Annotated in this window: 24 protein-coding genes; 9 read left to right on the top strand and 15 right to left on the bottom strand. The window is 61.6% G+C overall.

Annotated elements, in window-relative coordinates; translation table 11 throughout:
* The first annotated feature begins 137 nt into the window (after positions 1 to 137).
* Together CKW22_RS13585 and grxD are read left to right on the top strand one after the other, a co-directional pair.
* Positions 138 to 2,246 (top strand): molybdopterin oxidoreductase family protein, encoded by a 2,109-nt coding sequence (locus CKW22_RS13585; RefSeq protein WP_047583667.1) that lies wholly within the window; start codon positions 138 to 140, stop codon positions 2,244 to 2,246.
* 91 nt (positions 2,247 to 2,337) lie between these two features.
* Positions 2,338 to 2,673: a Grx4 family monothiol glutaredoxin gene (gene grxD, locus CKW22_RS13590; protein WP_033702671.1), complete on the top strand. Its 336-nt coding sequence runs from the start codon at positions 2,338 to 2,340 to the stop codon at positions 2,671 to 2,673.
* 57 nt (positions 2,674 to 2,730) lie between these two features.
* On the opposite strand, the gene bfr is transcribed toward grxD, so the two are convergent.
* Positions 2,731 to 3,204 (bottom strand): bacterioferritin, encoded by a 474-nt coding sequence (bfr, locus tag CKW22_RS13595; protein ID WP_027594191.1) that lies wholly within the window; start codon positions 3,202 to 3,204, stop codon positions 2,731 to 2,733.
* A 201-nt stretch (positions 3,205 to 3,405) separates the two neighbouring features.
* Positions 3,406 to 3,624, bottom strand: coding sequence for a bacterioferritin-associated ferredoxin (locus tag CKW22_RS13600; RefSeq protein ID WP_095064234.1), 219 nt, complete (start codon positions 3,622 to 3,624; stop codon positions 3,406 to 3,408).
* A gap of 213 nt (positions 3,625 to 3,837) precedes the next feature.
* Between CKW22_RS13600 and CKW22_RS13610 the strand changes: the two genes are divergently transcribed.
* Positions 3,838 to 4,440 (top strand): peroxiredoxin, encoded by a 603-nt coding sequence (locus CKW22_RS13610; RefSeq protein WP_033702669.1) that lies wholly within the window; start codon positions 3,838 to 3,840, stop codon positions 4,438 to 4,440.
* Positions 4,441 to 4,575: 135 nt separating this feature from the next.
* Here the strand turns inward: CKW22_RS13610 and rnt are convergent, their stop codons facing one another.
* Positions 4,576 to 5,187, bottom strand: a complete 612-nt coding sequence (gene rnt, locus CKW22_RS13615) for a ribonuclease T (protein WP_371097688.1) — start codon at positions 5,185 to 5,187, stop codon at positions 4,576 to 4,578.
* Positions 5,188 to 5,246: 59 nt separating this feature from the next.
* On the bottom strand, positions 5,247 to 6,293 hold the full coding sequence (gene pyrC / locus CKW22_RS13620; RefSeq protein ID WP_033702667.1) for a dihydroorotase: 1,047 nt from the start codon (positions 6,291 to 6,293) through the stop codon (positions 5,247 to 5,249).
* 130 nt (positions 6,294 to 6,423) lie between these two features.
* Between pyrC and CKW22_RS13625 the strand changes: the two genes are divergently transcribed.
* Positions 6,424 to 7,389, top strand: coding sequence for an OmpA family protein (locus CKW22_RS13625; protein ID WP_033702666.1), 966 nt, complete (start codon positions 6,424 to 6,426; stop codon positions 7,387 to 7,389).
* Between the two features lie 169 nt (positions 7,390 to 7,558).
* The gene (locus CKW22_RS13630; protein ID WP_033702665.1) at positions 7,559 to 8,776 is read left to right on the top strand and encodes an argininosuccinate synthase; all 1,218 of its coding nucleotides are present in this window, start codon (positions 7,559 to 7,561) and stop codon (positions 8,774 to 8,776) included.
* A 70-nt stretch (positions 8,777 to 8,846) separates the two neighbouring features.
* Here CKW22_RS13630 and CKW22_RS13635 read toward each other — a convergent pair whose 3' ends face one another.
* Positions 8,847 to 9,290, bottom strand: a complete 444-nt coding sequence (locus CKW22_RS13635; protein ID WP_033702664.1) for a hypothetical protein — start codon at positions 9,288 to 9,290, stop codon at positions 8,847 to 8,849.
* Positions 9,291 to 9,659: 369 nt separating this feature from the next.
* Here CKW22_RS13635 and CKW22_RS13640 point away from each other — a divergent pair, with 369 nt between their 5' ends.
* Complete coding sequence (locus tag CKW22_RS13640; protein ID WP_033702663.1) at positions 9,660 to 10,286, top strand: response regulator transcription factor; 627 nt, start codon at positions 9,660 to 9,662, stop codon at positions 10,284 to 10,286.
* A gap of 45 nt (positions 10,287 to 10,331) precedes the next feature.
* On the opposite strand, the gene CKW22_RS27535 is transcribed toward CKW22_RS13640, so the two are convergent.
* The 7 genes from CKW22_RS27535 to metG all read right to left on the bottom strand — a co-directional run bounded on the left by CKW22_RS27535 (position 10,332) and on the right by metG (position 16,018).
* Positions 10,332 to 10,508 (bottom strand): PA3496 family putative envelope integrity protein, encoded by a 177-nt coding sequence (locus tag CKW22_RS27535; RefSeq protein WP_033702662.1) that lies wholly within the window; start codon positions 10,506 to 10,508, stop codon positions 10,332 to 10,334.
* A 104-nt stretch (positions 10,509 to 10,612) separates the two neighbouring features.
* Positions 10,613 to 11,251: an endonuclease III gene (gene nth / locus CKW22_RS13650; RefSeq protein ID WP_095064235.1), complete on the bottom strand. Its 639-nt coding sequence runs from the start codon at positions 11,249 to 11,251 to the stop codon at positions 10,613 to 10,615.
* 4 nt (positions 11,252 to 11,255) lie between these two features.
* The gene (locus CKW22_RS13655; protein WP_033702660.1) at positions 11,256 to 11,780 is read right to left on the bottom strand and encodes an Rnf-Nqr domain containing protein; all 525 of its coding nucleotides are present in this window, start codon (positions 11,778 to 11,780) and stop codon (positions 11,256 to 11,258) included.
* Complete coding sequence (locus tag CKW22_RS13660; RefSeq protein ID WP_033702659.1) at positions 11,773 to 12,363, bottom strand: RnfABCDGE type electron transport complex subunit G; 591 nt, start codon at positions 12,361 to 12,363, stop codon at positions 11,773 to 11,775. The genes CKW22_RS13655 and CKW22_RS13660 overlap by 8 nt, the downstream gene beginning before the upstream one ends.
* Positions 12,364 to 12,371: 8 nt before the next feature.
* Positions 12,372 to 13,340: an RnfABCDGE type electron transport complex subunit D gene (locus CKW22_RS13665; protein WP_033702658.1), complete on the bottom strand. Its 969-nt coding sequence runs from the start codon at positions 13,338 to 13,340 to the stop codon at positions 12,372 to 12,374.
* Positions 13,337 to 13,885, bottom strand: coding sequence for an Rnf-Nqr domain containing protein (locus tag CKW22_RS13670; protein ID WP_033702989.1), 549 nt, complete (start codon positions 13,883 to 13,885; stop codon positions 13,337 to 13,339). The genes CKW22_RS13665 and CKW22_RS13670 overlap by 4 nt, the downstream gene beginning before the upstream one ends.
* Before the next feature lie 87 nt (positions 13,886 to 13,972).
* Entirely contained in the window at positions 13,973 to 16,018 is a 2,046-nt protein-coding gene (gene metG / locus CKW22_RS13675) for a methionine--tRNA ligase (protein ID WP_033702657.1), read from the bottom strand.
* 158 nt (positions 16,019 to 16,176) lie between these two features.
* Here metG and apbC point away from each other — a divergent pair, with 158 nt between their 5' ends.
* A complete protein-coding gene (gene apbC / locus CKW22_RS13680) occupies positions 16,177 to 17,271 on the top strand; it encodes an iron-sulfur cluster carrier protein ApbC (RefSeq protein WP_033702656.1) in 1,095 nt (364 codons plus the stop codon).
* 132 nt (positions 17,272 to 17,403) lie between these two features.
* Here the strand turns inward: apbC and CKW22_RS13685 are convergent, their stop codons facing one another.
* On the bottom strand, positions 17,404 to 17,613 hold the full coding sequence (locus CKW22_RS13685) for a cold-shock protein (RefSeq protein WP_012273869.1): 210 nt from the start codon (positions 17,611 to 17,613) through the stop codon (positions 17,404 to 17,406).
* Positions 17,614 to 17,950: 337 nt separating this feature from the next.
* Here CKW22_RS13685 and dcd point away from each other — a divergent pair, with 337 nt between their 5' ends.
* Positions 17,951 to 18,517: a dCTP deaminase gene (dcd, locus tag CKW22_RS13690; RefSeq protein ID WP_012313046.1), complete on the top strand. Its 567-nt coding sequence runs from the start codon at positions 17,951 to 17,953 to the stop codon at positions 18,515 to 18,517.
* A gap of 94 nt (positions 18,518 to 18,611) precedes the next feature.
* Positions 18,612 to 18,836 (top strand): hypothetical protein, encoded by a 225-nt coding sequence (locus tag CKW22_RS13695; protein ID WP_033702655.1) that lies wholly within the window; start codon positions 18,612 to 18,614, stop codon positions 18,834 to 18,836.
* 10 nt (positions 18,837 to 18,846) lie between these two features.
* Here CKW22_RS13695 and pdeM read toward each other — a convergent pair whose 3' ends face one another.
* Both pdeM and CKW22_RS13705 read right to left on the bottom strand, forming a co-directional pair.
* Positions 18,847 to 19,500, bottom strand: a complete 654-nt coding sequence (gene pdeM / locus CKW22_RS13700; protein ID WP_047583671.1) for a ligase-associated DNA damage response endonuclease PdeM — start codon at positions 19,498 to 19,500, stop codon at positions 18,847 to 18,849.
* A complete protein-coding gene (locus CKW22_RS13705; RefSeq protein ID WP_095064237.1) occupies positions 19,497 to 21,950 on the bottom strand; it encodes a ligase-associated DNA damage response DEXH box helicase in 2,454 nt (817 codons plus the stop codon). The genes pdeM and CKW22_RS13705 overlap by 4 nt, the downstream gene beginning before the upstream one ends.
* Positions 21,951 to 21,974 lie beyond the last annotated feature (24 nt).

Below are 21,974 nucleotides of genomic sequence, written 5' to 3' on the forward strand. Positions count from 1 at the left end.
GCTTGCCCGCGATTTGGCAAATGCGTGTCGCGAATCGTTTGCCTGATGTCGGGCAATTCATGGCACGAAGCGCGCTGGCGAGGGCGTTCGGCTGGGCGCATAGTCGCCATCAGACCCATCATCAGGCAGAGGCGGCCATGACCAAGACCCTGCATCACCGTGCCTGTCACCTGTGCGAAGCGATCTGCGGGCTGAACATCGAAGTCAGCCATGAGGACGACGGGCAGGCGCGGATCACCTCGATCAAAGGCGACCCGGACGACCCGTTCAGCCGCGGCCACATCTGCCCCAAGGCAGTGGCCCTGCAAGATATCCAGAACGATCCCGACCGCCTGCGTCAGCCCCACCGTCGGATTGGCGAGCGCTGGCAGGCGGTCAGCTGGGACGAGGCTTTCGCCCTGGCGGCCGACAAGCTCTGGAGCATCCAGCAGGCGCATGGTCGCAACGCGGTGGCGGTGTATCAAGGCAACCCGAGCGTGCACAACTATGGGCTGATGACCCACAGCAACTATTTCCTCGGTTTGTTGAAGACCCGCAATCGGTTTTCAGCCACCTCGGTGGACCAGTTGCCCCAGCACCTGACCAGCCACCTGATGTACGGCCACGGTCTGTTGTTGCCGATACCGGACATCGACCACACCGACTTCATGCTGATTCTGGGAGGCAACCCGCTGGCGTCCAATGGCAGCATCATGACCGTGCCTGATGTGGAAAAGCGCCTGAAGGCGCTGCGTATGCGGGGCGGGCAGTTGGTGGTGGTGGACCCACGGCGCAGCGAAACAGCGGCCATGGCCGACCGGCACCTGTTCATTCTTCCCGGCGGCGATGCTGCATTGCTCAGTGGCCTGCTCAATACCTTGTTCGACGAAGGCCTGACCCGTGGATCACACTTGCCGATCAATGGCCTGGATCAGGTGCGCAGTGCACTCGCCCTGTTCACCGCCGACGCCATGAGCCCGTTGTGCGGCATCGCTGCCGCCGATATCCGTCAGCTGGCGCGTGATTTTGCGGCAGCCGACAAGGCGGTCTGCTATGGCCGCATGGGCGTCTCGACCCAGGCCTTCGGCACCCTGTGCCATTGGCTGGTGCAATTGATCAACCTGGTAACCGGCAACCTGGATCGGGTGGGTGGCGCCTTGTGTACCGAGCCTGCGGTGGATCTGGTGGCGAGTACCTCGGGCGGGCACTTCAATGCCTGGCAAAGCCGGGTTTCGGGGCTGCCGGAGTACGCTGGCGAGCTGCCGGTCGCCGCCTTGGCCGAAGAAATCCTCACGCCCGGGGACGGGCAGGTGCGGGCCTTGGTGACGGTGGCGGGCAACCCTGTGCTGTCCACGCCCAACGGTCGGCAACTGGACGGGGCGCTGGCGGGGCTCGAGTTCATGCTCAGCATCGACCTGTACATCAATGAAAGCACGCGCCATGCCGACCTGATCCTGCCGTCCACGTCGGCACTTGAGAACGATCACTACGACAGCACCTTCAACCTGCTGGCGGTGCGCAATGTGACCCGTTTCAACCGCGCGATCCTGGCCAAGCCCGAAGGCGCGCTGCATGACTGGGAGATCTTTGTCGGCCTGGCCAAGGCCTTGGCCGAACGGGCCGCCCTTGAACTCAAGCCAACCCTGGCGCCGGCGCAGATGATCGATTGGGCCTTGCGCAAAGGGCGCTACGGCGAAGGCTCGGCCTGGAAGCTCTCGCTGGAAGCACTCGATCGGCACCCCCACGGGCTCGACCTGGGCCCGCTAGGCGCCAATCTGCAGGCCCGCCTGAACACTGCCAGCCAGGCCATCGAGGCGGCACCGCAGGTGTTGCTGGATGACTTGGCCAGGCTTGCGCGGCAGGCGCCGATGGCTGCTGGCGCGCTGTTGCTGATCGGCCGCCGCCACGTGCGCAGCAACAACTCGTGGATGCACAACTTCCACCGGCTGGTCAAAGGCAAGCCGCGTCATCAGCTGTTGATGCACCCTGAGGATTTGCAGCAGCGGCAGTTGCACGATGGCCAGCGCGTGCGCATACGCTCACGTACCGGCACCCTCGAAGTCGAGGTGCAGGCGTGCACGGACATGATGCCAGGCGTGGTCAGCCTGCCGCACGGCTATGGCCATGGGCGCCAGGGCGTGCAATTGCGGATAGCCCACGGGCAGCCCGGGGTCAGTGCCAACGACCTGACCGATGAGCGCTTGCGCGATCAGGTGTCGGGCAATGCCGCCCTCAATGGCGTGCCTGTGCACGTGGAGGCCGCCTGAGCAATGGCAAGGCCGCGCACAGCGCTCGGCTTTCCGATACAATGCGTCACCGTGCCGACCATCGAGTCGGAAAGTTCAGACGAGGTGTTCCATGGATATCATCGAAACGATCAAAGAGCAGATTGCCAACAACACCATTCTGCTTTACATGAAAGGCTCGCCGAATGCCCCGCAGTGCGGGTTCTCGGCCAAGGCATCGCAAGCTGTGATGGGTTGTGGCGAGAAGTTCGCCTACGTCGACATCCTGCAGAACCCGGAAATCCGTGCCAACCTGCCCAAGTACGCCAACTGGCCAACCTTCCCGCAGCTGTGGGTAGCGGGCGAGCTGGTCGGCGGTAGCGACATCATGCTCGAAATGTTCGAGAAGGGTGAGCTGCAGGCCCTGATCAAGGACGCTGCTGCCAAGGCAAAGGCTGCTGAAGCCTGATCTTCGCGCAGACATAAAAAAACCCGCTCATGGCGGGTTTTTTTATGGGCGGCGATTTTACTCTTCGCCCATCTGCGATTGCAGGTAGTTCTCGATGCTGATCTTGTCGATCAGGCTCAGCTGGGTTTCCAGCCAGTCGATGTGCTCTTCCTCGGACTCGAGGATGTCTTCGAGCATTTCACGCGAGCCGAAGTCGCCGACGGTTTCGCAGTGAGCGATGGCGGCTTTCAGGTCGATCAGGCCTTTCTGCTCGATCTTCAGGTCGCACTCGAGCATTTCTTTGGTGTGCTCGCCGATCAGCAGCTTGCCCAGGTCCTGCACGTTGGGGATGCCTTCGAGGAAGAGAATACGCTTGATCAGTTTGTCAGCGTGCTTCATCTCATCGATGGATTCTTTGTACTCGTGCTTGCCGAGTTTGTTCAGGCCCCAATCTTCGTACATGCGTGCGTGCAGGAAGTACTGGTTGATCGCGACCAGCTCGTTTCCGAGGATCTTGTTGAGATGCTGGATGACGCTTACGTCGCCTTTCATGACGGGTTCCTGCCCTGTAGAAGTGTGCCAATACAGGGAAGTTTGAGCCCGATACTTAGGGCTGTCAAACCTAAGTTATTGAATAATAAGTGAAAATGAATAGGAATAAGAATGTTTGTGAAGCGCGTTGGAGTGCTAAGTTATTGAATTTCGGGCATAAAAAAACCGGACACAAGGTCCGGTTCTTCAAAATGAGTGGTTTCAGGCAGCGGTAAATTCTACCGGATAGGGCAGGGCGGCCTGGCTGACCTGAAGCTCGGTCAGGGTCTCGCGGACCACTTGCTTGGCAAGGCAGGCGCATTTGCCACATTGGCTGGCGACATTGGTCGCGGCTCGAACTTCCTTGTAGCTGCAGCATCCTTCAAAGATCGCATCGCGGATCTGTCCGTCGGTCACGCCGACACAAAGACACACATACATAAAGTCGGACCATCGCTGGTTGAGTCGATGGGTTGGAGCTTAATCGTAATGAGAATGCTTGTCAAAAGACTTTCTGAGAGGGCCGTGCTTGAGCGACCGGTGGTTGGATTCGGTCTGTCATGAGAAGCCGTGTATGATGGTCGGCCTTTGTTGGATGTCGGGCAAGCCCGTCTGGCCCGGCAAACGGTTTTTCACCCTCATCAGGAGATAACAATGAGCGTACTCGTTGGTAAACAAGCCCCCGATTTCACCGTTCCGGCTGTGCTGGGCAACGGCGAAATCGTCGACAGCTTCAACCTGGCCTCGGCCATCAAGGGCAAGTACGGCCTGGTGTTCTTCTACCCGCTGGACTTCACCTTCGTCTGCCCGTCCGAGCTGATTGCCCTGGACAACCGCATCCCTGACTTCCAGGCCCGCAACGTGGAAGTGATCGGCGTTTCGATCGACTCGCACTTCACCCACAACGCCTGGCGTAACACCCCGGTCAACAACGGCGGTATCGGCCAGGTCAAGTACACCTTGGCTGCCGACATCACCCATGAAATCTGCAAGGCCTACGACGTTGAGTCCGAAGGCGGCGTGGCCTTCCGTGGCGCCTTCCTGATCGACACCAACGGTGTGGTCCGTTCGCAGATCGTCAACGACCTGCCACTGGGCCGTAACATGGACGAGCTGCTGCGTCTGGTCGATGCCCTGCAGTTCCACGAAGAGCACGGCGAAGTCTGCCCTGCCAACTGGAAAAAAGGCGACAAAGGCATGAACGCTTCGCCAGAAGGCGTTGCTGCTTACCTGAGCGAGAACGCTGGCAAGCTGTAATTGCCGCGCGCATAAAAAAACCGGCCTTCGTGGCCGGTTTTTTTTGTTTCAAGTTTCTAGCTGCAAGCTGCAAGCTTCAAGAAAAACCGAGCGTGTGCTGTCTGCCCTTTCTTGCTGCTTGAAGCTTGTGGCTGCTTAGTCGTTGAAATCGCGCCAGCCGCCCATTTCTTTCCAGCGGTTGACGATGCCGCAGAACAGCTCGGCCGTCTTCTCGGTGTCGTAACGCGCCGAATGCGCTTCACGCCCATCAAAGTCGATGTCGGCGCTCTGGCAGGCCCGCGCCAGCACGGTCTGGCCATACGCCAGGCCGGCGAGGGTGGCGGTATCGAAGCTGGAAAACGGGTGGAAGGGGTTGCGCTTGAGGTCGTTGCGGTTGACCGCAGCGTTAAGGAAGCCCAAGTCGAAGCTGCTGTTGTGGCCGACCAGGATGGCCCGCTTGCAGCCGTTGGCCTTGAGCGCCTTGCGCACGCCTCGGAAGATATCGGTCAACGCGCTTTCTTCACTCACTGCCATGCGCAGCGGGTGGTCCAGCTTGATGCCGGTGAACTCCAGCGCGGCCGCCTCGATATTGGCCCCTTCGAACGGCTCAACCCGGTGGAAGTAGGTGTGTTCGGGGAACAGGAAGCCCTTCTCGTCCATGCCGATGGTGACGGCGGCGATTTCCAGCAGGGCGTCGGTGGCACTATTGAAGCCGCCGGTCTCGACATCCACCACCACCGGCAAGTAGCCACGGAAGCGCTCTGCCATCGGGTGGCGCGAGCCACCCCCGGCCTGGCTGTCCTGATCGTCTTCGTAGAGGTCTTCGCTCACGCGTTTTCCTCCAGCAGGCGCCAGCGCAGCTTCTCGCCAGCGCGCAGCGGTATCACCGTCTGCTCGCCGAACGGCAGGCTTTCTGGTGCGGTCCACTCTTCACGGACCAGGGTGATGGTGTCGGTGTTCGCCGGCAGGCCATAGAATGCCGGGCCGTGCAGGCTGGCAAAGCCTTCCAGCTTGTCCAGCGCATTGCGCTGCTCGAACGCTTCGGCGTACATCTCGATGGCCGCATAAGCGGTGTAGCAACCGGCGCAACCGCAGGCGGCTTCCTTGGCGTGACGGGCGTGAGGGGCCGAGTCAGTGCCGAGGAAGAATTTCGGGTTGCCACTGGTGGCCGCGTCCAGCAGCGCCACCTGGTGGGTGTTGCGCTTGAGGATCGGCAGGCAGTAGAAGTGCGGGCGGATGCCGCCCACCAGCATGTGGTTGCGGTTGTACAACAGGTGCTGGGCGGTAATGGTCGCGCCGACGTTGGCCGGCGCTTCGCTGACGAACTGCGCGGCATCGCTGGTGGTGATGTGCTCGAACACCACCTTGAGCGTCGGGAAGCGTTCGACCACGCGACGCATGTGTTCGTCGATGAAGCGCTTTTCGCGATCGAAGACATCGATCTCGCTACGCGTCACTTCACCGTGCACCAACAGTGGCATGCCGACTTCGGCCAGCGCTTCGATGGCGGGGAAGATGTTGTCGATGCTGGTCACGCCTGAATCGGAGTTTGTCGTGGCGCCGGCCGGGTACAGCTTGGCGGCATACACGATACCGCTGGCCTTGGCCGCGCGGATGTCCTCGGGGCTGGTGCGGTCGGTGAGGTAAAGCACCATCAGCGGTTCGAAGCGGCTGCCGGCCGGACGCGCATTGAGGATGCGCTCACGGTAGGCACCGGCTTCGACGGCATTGCGCACCGGCGGTACGAGGTTGGGCATGATGATGGCACGGGCGAAGGTACGCGCCACATCACCAACGGTATGGGGCAGGACGGCACCATCGCGCAGATGGATGTGCCAGTCGTCGGGACGCAGGAGGGTCAGGCGATCGGACATTGGGGATTCCAGGCGGGTCGAACTCAAGGCCCAATGCTACCGGAAAACCCTGGCCCGAGCACGGCTATCAAGTTTTTCGGACGGCGTCCGATACCCTGCAGGTAAGCCGTCAGAATTTGTGGAGCCGCCCGTGCGCCAGCGTTACCTAGCCATGTTCACCCTGTTCGCCAGCCTGCCGGCCGGTGCACTGACTTTCCAGACGCGCATGGAGAACATTGCCTGGCAAGTCGAGGGCGACCAGTTCGAGTGCCGTCTGATCCAGCCGATCGACGGTTTTGGCAGTGGCGAATTCGTGCGCCGGGCAGGTGAGCAGCCGGTGTTCCAACTGCGCTCGCACAGCAATGTGCTGGGGGCCGGGCCTGCCACACTGCTGGCGGCGGCGGCGCCCTGGCAGCCTGGGCGCGGTGACATCAACCTGGGCACCGTGCGCATGGCGCGCACGGGCGTGCTGTTCAGCTCGTCCCAGGGTCAGGCCAGCCGCCTGATCAATGGTCTGCTCGATGGGCGCAGCACGGTGGTACGCAACTACACCGGCGAAGCGGGCCGGGCCATGGAAGTGCGGGTGTTGCCGGTCAGTTTCGCCAAGGCCTATGGCGACTACCAGGTGTGTGCCAGCAAGTTGCTGGCGATGAACTATGACCAGGTTCGCCAGACTCAGGTGGGTTTCCCTGGCGGTGGCATCGAACTTGACGATTCGGCCAAGGCACGGCTGGATGTGGTTCTTGACTATATCAAGGCCGACCCGACGGTTAATCACATCGAGCTCAACGGCCATTCCGACAACAGCGGCAACCGCCTGACCAACCGTGATTTATCCCGGCGCAGGGCGATGACGGTGGCGGACTATTTCAAAGCCCATGGCGTGCCGGAGGCGCAGATCACCGTGCGCTTCCACGGCGAGCGGTATCCGCTGGCGAAGAACAACAGTGCTGCCAACCGGGCGCGCAATCGACGGGTGAATATCGAACTGGATCGGGTTGCAGTCGCTGAGACACCCGTCGAGAAGCCGGTGGAAAAACCTGTACAGCTGCCTGCTGCTGCCAGTCCGCCTATTGCCGCGCCGGCGTCCCCCGCACCGGGTGCGAAAGTGCCCTGAAAGTGAGATGGGCGGCGCGCCCCCTCGCAGCCGTCCCATAGCGCCCGACAGACGTCGCGCCATCGACAATTACTGTCGCTTTGTCGTCAGAAGCTGTCGCCCCACTGTAAATTTTTCCATAACGCCGTTAGAATCGACCCCTTTCCGTACAACCCCGTGGAGTGATGGCATGGCGGACGTAAATAAGGTCGTACTGGCGTATTCCGGCGGCCTTGATACTTCGGTGATTCTCAAGTGGCTGCAGGATACCTACAACTGCGAAGTGGTGACCTTCACCGCTGACCTGGGTCAGGGCGAAGAGGTCGAGCCGGCCCGTGCCAAGGCACAGGCAATGGGTGTGAAAGAGATCTACATCGACGACCTGCGCGAAGAATTCGTGCGTGACTTCGTGTTCCCGATGTTCCGCGCCAACACCGTCTACGAAGGCGAGTACCTGCTGGGTACCTCCATCGCCCGTCCGCTGATCGCCAAGCGCCTGATCGAAATCGCCAACGAAACCGGTGCTGACGCCATTTCCCATGGTGCAACCGGTAAAGGCAATGACCAGGTTCGTTTCGAGCTGGGTGCCTATGCGCTCAAGCCGGGCGTCAAGGTCATCGCCCCTTGGCGTGAGTGGGACCTGCTGTCCCGCGAGAAGCTGATGGACTACGCCGAGAAGCATGGCATCCCGATCGAGCGTCACGGCAAGAAGAAGTCGCCGTACTCGATGGACGCCAACCTGCTGCACATCTCCTACGAAGGCGGTGTCCTGGAAGATACCTGGACCGAGCACGAGGAAGACATGTGGCGCTGGAGCGTCTCTCCGGAGAACGCCCCGGACCAGGCTACTTATATCGAGCTGACTTACCTCAACGGTGACATCGTCGCCATCGATGGTGTCGAGAAGTCCCCGGCCACCGTTCTGGCCGACCTGAACCGCATCGGTGGTGCCAACGGCATCGGCCGTCTGGACATCGTCGAGAACCGTTACGTCGGCATGAAGTCTCGTGGCTGCTACGAAACCCCTGGCGGCACCATCATGCTGCGCGCCCACCGTGCGATCGAGTCGATCACCCTGGACCGTGAAGTCGCTCACTTGAAAGATGAGCTGATGCCGAAGTATGCCAGCCTGATCTACACCGGTTACTGGTGGAGCCCGGAGCGTGTGATGCTGCAGCAGATGATCGACGCGTCGCAGGTCAACGTGAATGGCGTGGTACGCCTGAAGCTGTACAAAGGCAATGTCACCGTGGTTGGCCGCAAGTCGGACGACTCGCTGTTCGATGCCAACATTGCGACCTTCGAGGAAGATGGCGGCGCCTACAACCAGGCGGACGCTGCCGGCTTCATCAAGCTCAATGCGCTGCGTATGCGCATTGCCGCCAACAAGGGCCGTTCGTTGCTCTGAGTACTGGCACGCATCGCACGAACCCCGGCTCAGGCCGGGGTTTTTTTTTGCGTCGACATCCAGCGGGTCGTCATCCCCTGAGATTGGCGGCATCTTGCTCGAGGGTGCAGACCGACAGCCTTGCGCATTGGTTTTTCTCGAGATTACAGAAGCGCCAGCGGTGCGCGGGTTCAGGCGATTGCGCGAGGGCAAGGCGGACTTGCTGTTCCAGCATGGGCTGGGCATCTGGGCCGGAGAAGATAACGGTAATAGGCTCGGGTACTTCCGTGACCGTCGCGGTGGGGCTGTCGCTGGTTGTTTTGCTTGATACAGGATTATAAAACGACTTGTAATTGAAGTTTAACGTCAAAAAGAACAGCGCTGTAAGGAAAAACGGAAAGCCCACCAGGAACCATGTATAGAGGCTCTGGCTGGATTCGCTGAGGAACGGCAGTGTCGCAAGGGCGGATGCTTCGATAATCCCCGCGAAGATGGCAATGATCGTCAGCGGGGCGACAGGTTGTGCTTCGGGCATGAGGGCTGTCTCCTGCGGTTTTGTTCATCATTACCCTACGCGGGCGCTCAACTAAAGATTGGATTGTTTCCCGGTTGAGAATTGTCTTTGAATACCTGTTAAGCCTGGTTTTTTCAGCGCCTGTGAAGTGGAATAATCTGCACGCGAAGGTTCGTTTTCAGCTGGTCATGTCGATTGGGGCGATGATAGGTTTTAATTGCGGATCATTAAGTTTCACTGTTGGCTCTGCACATGCTTTTGTAGGAAATTTCTGCAAGTGTTGTAAGTTTTCTCTATTCATGAGTTTCACTGGCAAATCGTTGCACCCTGAAGCGTTCTGTCGGTTATCGTGGCGTGCCACAGCAAAAATCAATAATGAATGGATATCGCATGAATAAAGTCCTTATCGTGGATGATCATCCGGTTATACGCCTGGCCGTGCGCATGCTGATGGAGCGGCACGGGTACGACGTCGTTGCGGAAACCGATAACGGCGTGGCCGCCTTGCAACTGACGCGTGAACACCTACCGGATATCGTGGTGCTCGATATCGGTATTCCAAAACTCGATGGCCTTGAAGTCATCGCCCGCATGGCAGCCTTCAGCCCAGGCAGCAAAGTGTTGGTGCTGACCTCGCAGGTGCCTGGTAACTTCTCGATGCGTTGCATGCAGGCGGGGGCGGCGGGGTATGTGTGCAAACAACAGGAGTTGACCGAGCTGCTAAGCGCCATCAAGGCCGTGCTGTCAGGCTACAGCTACTTCCCCAACCAGGCCTTGCATGCGTCACGGGGCAGGGGCAGTGGTGGCAGCGAGACGGATATGGTCAACCGCCTCTCGGCCCGGGAAATGACCGTTTTACAGCAGCTGTCGCGCGGGCGATCCAACAAGGAAATTGCCGACAGCATGTTCCTCAGCAACAAGACCGTCAGCACTTACAAGTCACGCTTGCTGCTCAAGCTGAACGCCAGGTCGTTGGTAGACCTGATCGAACTGGCTCAGCGCCACGGGCTTAACTGACCGCCAGCATGCAAAGCCTCCCTGAGGGAGGCTTTGCAAAAAAAGCTACAGATCGTAGTCGAAATCGGCCAGTTGTTTCTGCAGGCGCCGCTCTTCCAGCAGGTTGTCGATCGTGCGGCGTTTGCTCAGGTTGGTCTTTGCAGTTTCTACCTGCGGCTCCGCTTCATCATCCACGGCAACAAAATCATCTTCGATTGACAGGTCGTCTTTATCGGCACTCATGAGTCGCTCCAAGCCAAGGGGCCATTGGCCGTCCTTATAACCAGAAAGCTGACGCTGGTAAAAAAGATTTTTTCAATCGTGCCGGGTGGTTTTTCGCTATCGGCTCAATCGTCAGACGTCTTCTGCTTGTATTCGCAGAGGTCTTCGATCCGACAGCTCCCGCACCTGGGCTTGCGTGCCTGGCATACGTAGCGCCCATGCAGGATGAGCCAGTGGTGGGCATCGAGCAGGTAGTCCTTGGGTACAAACTTGACCAGCTTCTTCTCGACCTCAAGCACCGTTTTGCCGGGTGCAATGCCGGTGCGATTACTGACCCTGAAAATGTGCGTGTCCACCGCCATGGTTGGCTGCCGGAACGCCGTGTTGAGTACCACGTTGGCAGTCTTGCGCCCAACGCCAGGCAGCGCTTCAAGGGCTTCCCGGGTTTCTGGCACCTGGCTGTCATGGCGCTCGATCAGCAGTCGGCAGGCCTCGATCACGTTCTTGGCTTTGCTGTTATAGAGCCCGATGGTCTTGATGTATGCGCTCAGCCCTTCGACGCCCAGGGCGTAGATCGCTTCCGGCGTATTGGCCACGGGGAACAGGCGAGCGGTGGCCTTGTTCACGCCTACGTCAGTGGATTGCGCTGAAAGCGTGACGGCGACGAGCAGTTCGAACGGTGTGGTATAGGCCAGTTCCGTTTTCGGGGCGGGGTTGTCTTCGTGCAGCCTGCGAAAGATCTCCAGGCGTTTTGCGGCATTCATGGAATCAGCGCTTTCCTTGACGACGTGGGTGGGCGGTGCCCGGACGCAGGTGATTGTACAAGGCCAACAGCAGTCCGAGCAGTAGCAGCGCGCCAGGGGCGAGGCTGGCAAGGTGCAGGCCCAGCCCTTCGGCCAGCCATTGGCGGCAGGCGCCGAGCAGCAGGCAGGCGGCCAGCAGGCCAGCCAGATTCAACAACAGTGAGCGCCAACGCCCTTCATGTGGCAGCAGATAGTCTGCTACCAGGCACGGCAGGCACAGTAGCGCAGGGTACGGGCCCAGCAGCAGTGCTACCGGCAGCAGCCAGGCCCACAGGGCCAATTGCAGGCAACTGGCCAGGGCCGCCAATAACAGCAGGCTTGCCAGCATGTGTGCGGCGCCTTTCAGGCGGTTGCGCAACGGCACCAGCACTACTTGATGCAGGCCGATCATCATCACCGCGCACGCACCTAGGGCTGCGGCCAAGAGCAACGTTTGCGTGGCTCCCAGAAGAGGGGCAAGGCTGGCGGCCAGCAAGTAGCCCTTATTCATCGGCAGGGTCCCCAAGGAGGTCGTGGCGATGTTCATCGAAATAGACCAGGGCATCTTGCAATGCCTCGATAACTGCCCGCGAGGTCACTGTTGCGCCTGCGAGTTGGTCGAAATCGCCCTGGTCACGCTTCAATGCCCAGTGATCACTCAGGCGGCGATTGGCAAATTGCTTCAGCCAGTTCACTTGCGGGTCGGCAAGGCGACCACCGAGCCCGGGGCTTTCCTGCTGTTCGACCACCTGGCTACCGATCAGTCGCCCATCAGGGGCGATGGCGATGCTTAGCACCACTGGCCCGGCATAGCCTTGGGCCTGGGTCACCAGGACGATGGCCGCAGGCTTACCCGCCAGCGTAGCCCGGTAGGCCGCCACGATGCGACTGTGCGGGCGATGCGAGGCAGGCCTTGGCAGTGGGGTATCCAACGGCAGGTTGTCGTAACTGCCCTCTGGCAGGACGGCGAGCCTCTGACGGCTCTGCAGCTGCTTTTCGGCTTGGCTGACGGCGGGGAGGGTCCACTCGCGCCAGATCAGCGCGGTCGACAATGCCAGTACCGCAGTCACCAGCAGCAACCCTGCCGTGCGCATATGGGGGCTCACCGGGCAGCCTGCTGGCGGCGCAAGGCAAGCCGTTCAAGGCTGGGGACCGCAAGGTTCATCAGCAGAATGGCGAACGCCGTGCCGTCGGGGTAACTGCCCCAGGTGCGGATCAGGTAGATTAACAGGCCCACAGCAAAGCCGAACACCAGCTTGGCCCAATCGCTCCTGGGGCCGGAGACAGGCTCGGTGGCGATGAAAAAAGCGGCGAGCATGGTCGAGCCAGAAAACAGGTGCAGCAAGGGGGAGCCATTGGAGTCCGAGCCTGAGCCGTTCCAGGCCAGCAGGCTGAACAGCGACAACCCCGCCAGCAAACCTGCTGGCGCATGCCAGCTAAACACCTTGCGCTGCAAGAGAAACAGCCCACCCAGCAAAAACGCCAGGTTGGCCCATTCCGCGCCGCGCCCGCCGATATTGCCGAAGCCCGGGTGGGTGGCGAACAATTCATCAACGGTCAGGCTGCGGTTATGGCGCAGGCCATCGAGTAGGGTCGGCTGGGCCCAGGCATCGATGTGCTCGGCGCCGCCAAATACCTGCTGCAGGGTCTCGAACAAGCCAGCCGGCTGACCTGGCCAATGGTTCATCTGTGAGGGAAAGCTCAGCAACACGAAGGCATAGCCCAGCATGGCCGGGTTGAACAGGTTGCGGCCGACCCCGCCAAAGGCCTGTTTACCGATGCCGATAGCCGTGCCAGCGGCGATCATGGGCAGCCACCAAGGGGCCAGGGTGGGCAACGCCGCCGTCAGTAGCACGGCGGTCACCAGTGCACTGCCGTCGGTCAGTGCCAGGCTGACGGGCTCGCCACGCAGCTTCAATATCAGTGTTTCACAGAGCAGCGCTGCACTGGCGCATAGCAGCAGGTTGCACAGCAGCCCCCAGCCCTGTTGCCACAGTAGTGTCAGCAAACCGGGGAGGCAGGCCAGTAGCACCAGGGCCATGCTCGTGCGCAGGCGGGGGTCGGGCTTCATTGCGCAAAGAGTCCGTTGAAGCCGGAAAACGCCATGGCCATCACTCCGGCGCCAAGCAGCTCTATGGGCAGGCCGCGCAGGGCGACTGGGATGTCGGCCTGGGCGCTGCGCTGGCGCAAGTCGGCGAAAAGAACCAGAGCAAGCCACAAGCCTGCGCCTGCCAGCAGGCCTTTGGTCAGTGTTGCCGACCAGGCATTGCCGTCACCTGCCCCTTGCAGCGCTAGGCCCAGCACGCTGGCGTTGCACAGCAGCAGTGTGGGCAGGTCAGCCACCGGCCAAGCAGGGCGCAGCCTTGCCAGTGCCCAGGGGATGCCGAAGGCCAGAAGCGCCAGCCAGGGCAGCAACAGGAACAGGCTCAGTTCGTGGAGTTGCCAAGGGTCGAGCACCAGCCACCTCAGCAGGTGGGCGCCAATCAGCCCCAGCACGATGGCCAAGGCGCAGGCCAGCCCGAGCACATGCAAGCGCAGCCGGGAAGTCGGCTGTTGCGCCAAGCACAGATGATTGACCAGCGTGGCGCTGACCAGAACCAGAATGTAGTCACTCATGAACTGACGATAGCCGGGAATCACAGCGATTGTCCGGCATTCAGCGGGGGATGGAACTGCCCCGGCACTGAGGCCGGGGCAGGGGGCTTACTTGATGCGCTGGCCTGGTTTGGCGCCGCTGTCGGGGCTGAGCAGGTAGATCTCTTCACCGCCAGGGCCGGCAGCCATGACCATGCCTTCGGACACGCCAAAGCGCATCTTGCGAGGCTTTAGGTTGGCTACCATCATGGTCAGGCGGCCTTCCAGCTTGGAGGGGTCGGGGTAGGCCGACTTGATACCGGAGAACACGTTGCGGCGTTCGTCACCGATGTCCAGTGTCAGTTGCAGCAACTTGTCGGCACCTGCGACGGCCTCGGCCTTGACGATCAGGGCCACGCGCAAGTCGACGGCGGCAAAGGTGTCGAACTCGATTTCCGCCGACAGCGGCTCCTTGGTCAGCTCGCCATTGCCGGCCGGGGCCTGGGCCTGGCCGGCAGCAGCCAGCAAGTCTTCCTTGCTCGCGGCGACCATGGCTTCGACCTTGGCCGGTTCGATGCGGCTCATCAGTGCCTTGAAAGCGTTCAGGCGGTGGTTTTCCAGGCGCGACTGGTGGTCGTTCCAGGTCAGCGGCGCGACATTGAGGAAGGCCTCGGCGTCGGCAGCCAGTAACGGCAGTACCGGTTTGAGGAAGATCACCAACTGGCGGAACAGGTTTACGCCCTGAGCGCAGATGGCTTGCACCTCGTCCTGCTTGCCTTCCTGCTTGGCCAGCGACCAAGGGGCCTTTTCGGCGATCCAGGCGTTGGCGCGGTCGGCCAGGGCCATGATTTCGCGCATCGCACGGGCGAAGTCGCGGCTCTCGTAGGCCTCGGCAATGGACGGTGCGGCGGCCAGGAAGGCCTCGGTCAGCTCAGGTGCGGCATCGCCGGCCACCATCACACCTTCGTTGCCTTTGTGAATGAAGCCTGCGCAACGGCTGGCGATATTGACCACCTTGCCGACCAGGTCGGAGTTGACCTTCTGCACGAAGTCTTCCAGGTTCAGGTCCAGGTCATCTACGCCACGGCCCAGTTTGGCCGCGTAGTAGTAGCGCAGGTATTCCGGTTGCAGGTGGTCCAGGTAGGTGCGCGCCTTGATGAAGGTGCCGCGCGACTTGGACATCTTGGCGCCGTTGACGGTCAGGTAGCCGTGCACGTTGACTGCGGTTGGCTTGCGGAAACCCGCGCCTTCGAGCATGGCTGGCCAGAACAATGCGTGGAAGTTGACGATGTCCTTGCCGATGAAGTGGTACAGCTCGGCAGTGGAGTCTTCTTTCCAGAACGCATCGAAGTCCAGCTCCGGGCGGCGCGCGCAGAGGTTCTTGAAGCTGGCCATGTAGCCGATTGGCGCATCCAGCCAGACGTAGAAGTATTTGCCCGGCTCGCCCGGGATCTCGAAGCCGAAGTACGGCGCATCGCGGGAGATGTCCCACTCCTGCAGGCCCGAGTCCAGCCATTCGGCGAGCTTGTTGGCGACGGCCTCCTGCAAGGTGCCGCTGCGGGTCCACTGCTGCAGCATCGCCTGGAAGTCGGGCAGCTTGAAGAAGAAGTGCTGGGAATCACGCAGCACCGGGGTGGCACCGGAGATGGCCGACTTGGGGTTCTTCAGCTCGGTGGGGGCGTAGGTGGCGCCGCACTTTTCGCAGTTGTCGCCGTACTGGTCTTCGGCCGCGCACTTGGGGCAGGTGCCCTTGATGAAGCGGTCGGCCAGGAACATGCCCTTTTCAGGGTCGAAATACTGGGTCACCGAACGGGTGGCAATGTGCCCGGCCTCACGCAGGCGCGTGTAGATCAGGCCGGACAGCTCGCGGTTCTCTTCGCTGTGGGTCGAGTGGAAGTTGTCGAAGTCCACCAGGAAATCGGCGAAGTCGCCGCTGTGCTCGGCCTGGACGTTGGCGATCAGCTGTTCGGGCGTGATGCCTTCCTTTTCGGCGCGCAGCATGATGGCCGAGCCGTGGGCGTCGTCGGCGCAGACGTAGATGCACTGGTTGCCGCGTAGCTTCTGGAAGCGGACCCACATGTCTGTCTGGATGTACTCGAGCATATGGCCAAGATGGATTGATCCATTGGCATAGGGCAAGGCGCTGGTGACGAGAATCTGACGTGGCTCGGACATGGTGGCTCGGCTACTTATCTGGCTACGGGGTAAAAATGAGGGTGATCGGCCACTATAAAGGGCTGGCGAACATATTTCACCCCACAGTCGCACCTGCTGACGATTGACGGGTTAGGATAGGCGCCTGTTTTACATTCAGTTTGCCAATGGGAGTCTCCATGAGTGCCGTCACCCGTGCCGCCGTCGAAGGCGTGCTTCGCCAGTACACCGACCCCTATCTGAACCAGGATCCGGTCAGCGCCGGTTGTGTGCGCGCCGTCGATATCCAGGGCGGTCAGGTCAGTGTGCAGTTGCAACTGGGGTATGCCGCAGGGTTGTTCAAGAACGGCTGGGCCCAGGTATTGCAGACAGCAATCGGCAACCTTGACGGCGTCACCAGTGCCCAGGTGTCGATCGACTGCGTGGTCGCCGCGCACAAGGCCCAGGCCCAGGTGCCGGCCATGGCCAACGTCAAGAACATCATCGCCGTGGCTTCGGGCAAGGGTGGCGTCGGCAAGTCGACCACTGCTGCCAACCTGGCCCTGGCCCTGGCCCGTGAAGGCGCCCGGGTAGGTATTCTCGACGCGGATATCTATGGCCCAAGCCAGGGCGTGATGTTCGGCATCGCTGAAGGCACCCGGCCACAGATTCGCGAGCAGAAGTGGTTTGTGCCGATCAAGGCGCATGGTGTGGAAGTCATGTCCATGGCGTTTCTCACCGACGACAACACGCCGATGGTATGGCGTGGCCCGATGGTGTCCGGTGCGCTGCTGCAACTGGTGACCCAGACCGCCTGGGATGACCTCGATTACCTGGTGATCGACATGCCGCCGGGCACCGGTGACATTCAGCTGACCCTGGCGCAGAAAGTACCGGTGGCCGGCTCGGTGATCGTCACCACCCCGCAAGACCTGGCCCTGCTGGACGCCAAGAAGGGCGTGGAAATGTTCCGCAAGGTCAACATCCCGGTGCTGGGTGTGGTGGAGAACATGGCCGTGCACATCTGTTCGAACTGTGGCCATGCCGAGCACCTGTTCGGCGAAGGTGGCGGTGAAAAGCTGGCGGCCCAATACGGCGTCGACCTGCTGGCCTCGCTGCCGCTGTCGATGCTGATCCGTGAGCAGGCCGACAGCGGCAAGCCGACGGCGATTGCCGAGCCGGAAAGCCAGATCGCCATGGTCTATCAGGAGTTGGCCCGCCAGGTGGGCGCGCGCATCGTCCTGCAGGAAGCGGCGGCGCCGGCGATGCCGAGCATTACCATCAGCGAGGATTGATATCCTCGCCGCTGCAGCGGTCTCTGCAGGAACGGCCCGGCAAGGCCGCTTCTACAGGGCATGCCATTGCAGAAGGCATAAAAAAACCCGCCAGAAGGCGGGTTTTTTGAAAGCTTGTAAGCTTAGATCGACTTAGGCGATCTGAACTTCTTCAGCCTGCATACCTTTCTGGCCGCGGGTAGCGACGAAGGTAACAGCCTGGCCTTCTTTCAGGGTCTTGAAGCCGTCAGCTTGGATGGCTTTGAAGTGTACGAAGAGGTCGTCACCCGACTGAGGGGTGATGAAGCCGTAGCCTTTCTCATCGTTGAACCACTTAACGGTACCGTTTTGGCGATTGGACATGTTTCTGTCTCCTTGGACAAAGTTGATTACGGTCAGGAAAAACCCTGCCCGGGACTGAGTGCAAAGAGAGCAGAAAATTCAGAGATGGGCCGATCAGATCGTGCATCAAACTAGAGATTCTCGGTGTCACGTGCAGCACAGTGGCGTCACCTTACCCCACTTTCTGCAACCTGCCAATGGCCAGAAGCCGCTTTACTGAAATTCAGATCGGCGGCGGCTGTAGGCCCCGCCCGGCGGGGATTATAGCCAGAATGCAGGATGGAACTTTGAAGCGAGCGCCGGGACCGGTAAGATGCGCCTCACGATTTTCACCTAGCAACTCTTCAGGACACCCGCCATGAGCATCAAATCGGACAAGTGGATTCGCCGCATGGCGCAGGAACACGGCATGATCGAACCGTTCGTCGAGCGCCAGGTGCGCGGCGAGCACGACAGCCGGGTCATCTCCTTCGGCGTCTCCAGCTACGGCTACGACGTGCGCTGCGCCGACGAATTCAAGGTGTTCACCAACATCAATTCGGCCACCGTCGACCCGAAAAACTTCGACGCCGGCAGCTTCGTCGACGTCAAGAGCGACGTCTGCATCATCCCGCCAAACTCCTTCGCCCTGGCCCGCACTGTGGAGTACTTCCGCATTCCACGCAACGTGCTGACCATCTGCCTGGGCAAAAGCACTTACGCGCGCTGCGGCATCATCGTCAACGTCACCCCGCTCGAACCGGAATGGGAAGGCCACGTGACCCTTGAGTTCTCCAACACCACCACCCTGCCGGCAAAAATTTATGCCAACGAAGGTGTGGCGCAGATGCTCTTCCTCGAATCCGACGAAGAGTGCGAGGTGTCGTACAAGGACCGCGGCGGCAAGTACCAGGGCCAGCGCGGCGTCACCTTGCCACGCACCTGAGCCGACGAGCGCGGGGAATTCCCCGTGTGTTTGGTACTCCAACGGGTAACTGCCGATGTGCATGATGCGTATCGGCGCCCGTCAGGAGCCGCCAATGAAACTCCATCCCGCAATCAGTGCCAAGCTGGCTGGCTTGCAGCCCAATCAGGTCGGGTTGTTGCCTTGGTCATTGCTGGCGCATCCGCTGCCGATGCAGGCGGGGGGCGTGCCTCACCAGCCAGGTCCCGATACCCCGCAACCATCGCAACCCGGTGAAACGCCCATGGAGCCAGGTGAACCGACCTTGCCCGATGAGCCGCCTCCCGCGCCGGTCGCCTAAGCCGCTGCTGCTATAGCGCCCATACCCGTTCAGCGCCGGTCAGAAACACTCGGCTGGTGCTATCGGGGTGGACGCGCCAGCCACCGGTGAACTCACCGAAGGCGGGTAGCAGGCTGACTTTGTCATCGATCAGAAAGCAAGGCAGGCGCAGTCGCTGCCTGGCTCGCCCCTGCAAGACGAACACAGGGTGAACATGCCCCGCCAGCACCGGGTACTGGGGGTGGGCGAGAGGCTCGTGCTGCAAGGCAAAAGGTGCCAACACCCACGGCTCTTCCACCACTTCGATACCCAGTTCAGCCGGTGGGTCGCCCGCGTGGCGATCATGGTTGCCACGCACCAGCACGATCCGTAGCTCGGCATGCCGTTGGCGCCACGCCTGCAGCCTGGCCAGCGTCGCAGGTGCGCGGCCGGTGCGGGCATGCAGAAAATCGCCGAGCACGACCAGTAATTGGCAGTCATGGTTGGTCAGCAGGGTATTCAGGCGTGCCAAGGTGGCTTCGGTAGTACCGCGCGGCACGGGTTGATGAAGGGCGCGATAACTGGCGGCCTTGCCGATATGCACATCGGCTACCAGCAGGGCGCGGCGGGCAGGCCAGTACAGGGCTTTGTCCGGCAACAGCCAAAGCGTTTCTTCGCAGTGTTCGATGGCCAGGTAATCATTCATCGCGTGCCACTCGCTGCGTTCTCCAGGTCTGCCACCATTCGCGCAATGCGGTCAGCCAGCTTTTCAGTGCTCAAGGTTTCGCGCATGCCTTCCACCAGCAAGGCGAAGGCCAATGGGCCGGGGCGGCGCAACTCATGCAGGTCCAGCCGCAGTTGGCCCATCTTCAGCAACTGGCGCTGCAGCCGATCGATCTCCAGTTCTTCGCGCAGCACTTCGTCCCGGGCCTGGCCGAGCAGCAGATTGTCGGCATCGTGCTTGCGAAACACCTCGTAGAAAAGCCCGCTCGACGCCTGGATCTGCCGGGTGCTCTTTTGCGCTGCCGGGTAGCCGCCAAACACCAGCCCGGCGATCTGGGCGATCTCGCGAAAGCGCCGCAGCGCCATCTCGCCCGCGTTGAGGCTGGCCAATACGTCCTCCAGCAGCTGCTCGGGCGATAGCGCAGTGGGCAAGTGCGCCGCCCAGTCCACGGCGCTCGGGCTGAGCAGTTCAAAGCCATAGTCACTGACGGCGATGGACACAGACAGTGGCTGTACCCGGCTGACTCGCCAGGCAATCAGGTTGGCCAGCCCCAGGTTGGCCATGCGCCCGGCGAACGGATAGAGAAACAGGTGCCAGCCCTGGCGTGATTTCAGGGTTTCTGCCAGCAGCGTGCCGGTGGTTGGCAGGGCCGACCAGCGCGCCTGCAGCTCCAGCAGGGGGCGTACGGCGCGCATTTCCGGGCCGTCGTAATGTTGGTGGGCGGCGGCATCGAGCTGTTCGACCAGGGCATCGGCCAGTTCGCTGGACAGTGGCATGCGCCCGCCATTCCAGCGTGCCACGGCGGCTTTGCGCGAGGTGCTGCGACGTACGTAGGCGGTCATGTTTTCGACCCGCACCAACTCCAGCACCCGGCCGGCGAAGACCAGGCTGTCACCCGGACGCAGGCGGGCGATGAAGGCCTCTTCGACACTGCCCAGCGACTTGCCGCCACCGCCCTTGCTCCAGTACTTGAGCTGCAGGCTGGCGTCGCTGACGATGGTGCCGATGCCCATGCGGTGCCGGCGTGCCAGGCGCTCGCTGGCAACCCGCCAGACGCCGTCGGCCTGGGCCTCGACACGCTGGTAGTCCGGGTAGGCGCTGAGCGAGTTGCCGCCGTGGCAGACGAAGTCCAGCGCCCACTGCCACTGGCTGTCGCGCAACGTGCGAAAGGCCCAGGTGCTGCGCACTTCGTCAAGCAACTGATCGGGCCGAAAGCCGCTGCCCAGGGCCATGCTGACCAGGTGTTGCACCAGTACATCCATGCACAGGCGTGGCGAACTTCTGGCCTCGATCTGCCCGGCAAGCAGCGCCTTTCGGGCCGCCGCCGCCTCCACCAGCTCCAGGCTGTGGGTGGGCACCAGGGTCACCCGCGAGGGGCGCCCGGGTGCATGCCCGGAGCGCCCGGCACGCTGCATCAGGCGGGCGATACCTTTGGCCGAGCCGATCTGCAACACCCGCTCCACAGGCAAGAAGTCCACGCCCAGGTCCAGGCTGGAGGTGCAGATGACCGCTTTCAGCGTGCCTTGCTTCAGGTTGCGTTCGACCCAGTCGCGGGTATCGCGGGCCAGTGAGGCATGGTGCAGGGCGATCAGGCCGGCCCAGTCTGGGCGTGCATCGAGCAATGCCTGGTACCAGAGTTCGGCCTGGGCGCGGGTATTGGTGAAGACCAGGCTGCTGGCGCTATTGTCGATTTGCGTGCTGACCTGGTCGAGCATCTTCAGGCCCATGTGCCCTGCCCAGGGGAAACGCTCGATCTCTGGCGGCAGCAGGGTGTCGACTTGCAGGTGTTTGTCCTGTCGGCCTTGCACCAGCAACCCTTCGTGAGGCAACAGCACTTCAAGCGCGTGTTGCAGGTTGCCGAGGGTCGCCGAAAGCCCCCAGGTCAGCAACTGCGGGTGCCAGTGGCGCAGGCGCGCCAAGGCCAGCTGCAATTGCACGCCACGCTTGTTGCCGAGCAGCTCATGCCACTCGTCCACCACCACCAGGCGCAGGCCAGCGAAGTCCTCGCGGGCCTGCGCCCGGGTCAGCAGCAAGGTCAGGCTTTCGGGTGTGGTGATCAATACGCTGGGCAGGCGTCTTGCCTGCCGCGCACGCTCTGCGCTGCGGGTATCGCCACTGCGGACTCCAACGCTCCAGTTCAGCCCCAGTTCATTGAGCGGTGCTTGCAAGGCGCGCGCGGTATCGGCGGCCAAGGCGCGCATGGGCGTGACCCAAAGCACCTGCAAGGGGGCCGGTTGGCGGCCAGAGGGGCTGGTGGCGAACGCGCGAAGCGCTGCCAGCCAGACCGCGTAGGTTTTACCGGCGCCGGTACTGGCGTGCAACAGCCCGGATTCACCGCGCTCGACGGCTGCCCAGACACGCCGCTGGAAGGCGAACGGCTTCCAGCCGCGCTGGGCGAACCAGGCATTGGCGAGGTCGGTGGAGGCGGGCATGGGGGCAGGCGATCCTTCGAAGGT

The organism is Pseudomonas sp. Irchel s3f19 (assembly GCF_900187555.1).
Classification (GTDB): domain Bacteria; phylum Pseudomonadota; class Gammaproteobacteria; order Pseudomonadales; family Pseudomonadaceae; genus Aquipseudomonas; species Aquipseudomonas capeferrum.

Excerpts from the sequence above, each read along its gene's own strand:
- CKW22_RS13685 (WP_012273869.1), bottom strand. The coding sequence starts at position 17,613 with ATGTCCAATCGCCAAAACGGTACCGTTAAGTGGTTCAACGATGAGAAA.
- CKW22_RS13630 (WP_033702665.1), top strand. The coding sequence starts at position 7,559 with ATGGCGGACGTAAATAAGGTCGTACTGGCGTATTCCGGCGGCCTTGAT.
- dcd (WP_012313046.1), top strand. The coding sequence starts at position 17,951 with ATGAGCATCAAATCGGACAAGTGGATTCGCCGCATGGCGCAGGAACAC.
- CKW22_RS13600 (WP_095064234.1), bottom strand. The coding sequence starts at position 3,624 with ATGTATGTGTGTCTTTGTGTCGGCGTGACCGACGGACAGATCCGCGAT.
- CKW22_RS13660 (WP_033702659.1), bottom strand. The coding sequence starts at position 12,363 with ATGCGCACGGCAGGGTTGCTGCTGGTGACTGCGGTACTGGCATTGTCG.
- CKW22_RS13635 (WP_033702664.1), bottom strand. The coding sequence starts at position 9,290 with ATGCCCGAAGCACAACCTGTCGCCCCGCTGACGATCATTGCCATCTTC.
- CKW22_RS13610 (WP_033702669.1), top strand. The coding sequence starts at position 3,838 with ATGAGCGTACTCGTTGGTAAACAAGCCCCCGATTTCACCGTTCCGGCT.
- rnt (WP_371097688.1), bottom strand. The coding sequence starts at position 5,187 with ATGGCAGAGCGCTTCCGTGGCTACTTGCCGGTGGTGGTGGATGTCGAG.
- apbC (WP_033702656.1), top strand. The coding sequence starts at position 16,177 with ATGAGTGCCGTCACCCGTGCCGCCGTCGAAGGCGTGCTTCGCCAGTAC.
- nth (WP_095064235.1), bottom strand. The coding sequence starts at position 11,251 with ATGAATGCCGCAAAACGCCTGGAGATCTTTCGCAGGCTGCACGAAGAC.
- pyrC (WP_033702667.1), bottom strand. The coding sequence starts at position 6,293 with ATGTCCGATCGCCTGACCCTCCTGCGTCCCGACGACTGGCACATCCAT.
- CKW22_RS13585 (WP_047583667.1), top strand. The coding sequence starts at position 138 with ATGACCAAGACCCTGCATCACCGTGCCTGTCACCTGTGCGAAGCGATC.
- bfr (WP_027594191.1), bottom strand. The coding sequence starts at position 3,204 with ATGAAAGGCGACGTAAGCGTCATCCAGCATCTCAACAAGATCCTCGGA.
- CKW22_RS13695 (WP_033702655.1), top strand. The coding sequence starts at position 18,612 with ATGAAACTCCATCCCGCAATCAGTGCCAAGCTGGCTGGCTTGCAGCCC.
- metG (WP_033702657.1), bottom strand. The coding sequence starts at position 16,018 with ATGTCCGAGCCACGTCAGATTCTCGTCACCAGCGCCTTGCCCTATGCC.
- CKW22_RS13655 (WP_033702660.1), bottom strand. The coding sequence starts at position 11,780 with ATGAATAAGGGCTACTTGCTGGCCGCCAGCCTTGCCCCTCTTCTGGGA.
- CKW22_RS13705 (WP_095064237.1), bottom strand. The coding sequence starts at position 21,950 with ATGCCCGCCTCCACCGACCTCGCCAATGCCTGGTTCGCCCAGCGCGGC.
- CKW22_RS13670 (WP_033702989.1), bottom strand. The coding sequence starts at position 13,885 with ATGAGTGACTACATTCTGGTTCTGGTCAGCGCCACGCTGGTCAATCAT.
- grxD (WP_033702671.1), top strand. The coding sequence starts at position 2,338 with ATGGATATCATCGAAACGATCAAAGAGCAGATTGCCAACAACACCATT.
- CKW22_RS27535 (WP_033702662.1), bottom strand. The coding sequence starts at position 10,508 with ATGAGTGCCGATAAAGACGACCTGTCAATCGAAGATGATTTTGTTGCC.
- pdeM (WP_047583671.1), bottom strand. The coding sequence starts at position 19,500 with ATGAATGATTACCTGGCCATCGAACACTGCGAAGAAACGCTTTGGCTG.
- CKW22_RS13640 (WP_033702663.1), top strand. The coding sequence starts at position 9,660 with ATGAATAAAGTCCTTATCGTGGATGATCATCCGGTTATACGCCTGGCC.
- CKW22_RS13665 (WP_033702658.1), bottom strand. The coding sequence starts at position 13,340 with ATGAAGCCCGACCCCCGCCTGCGCACGAGCATGGCCCTGGTGCTACTG.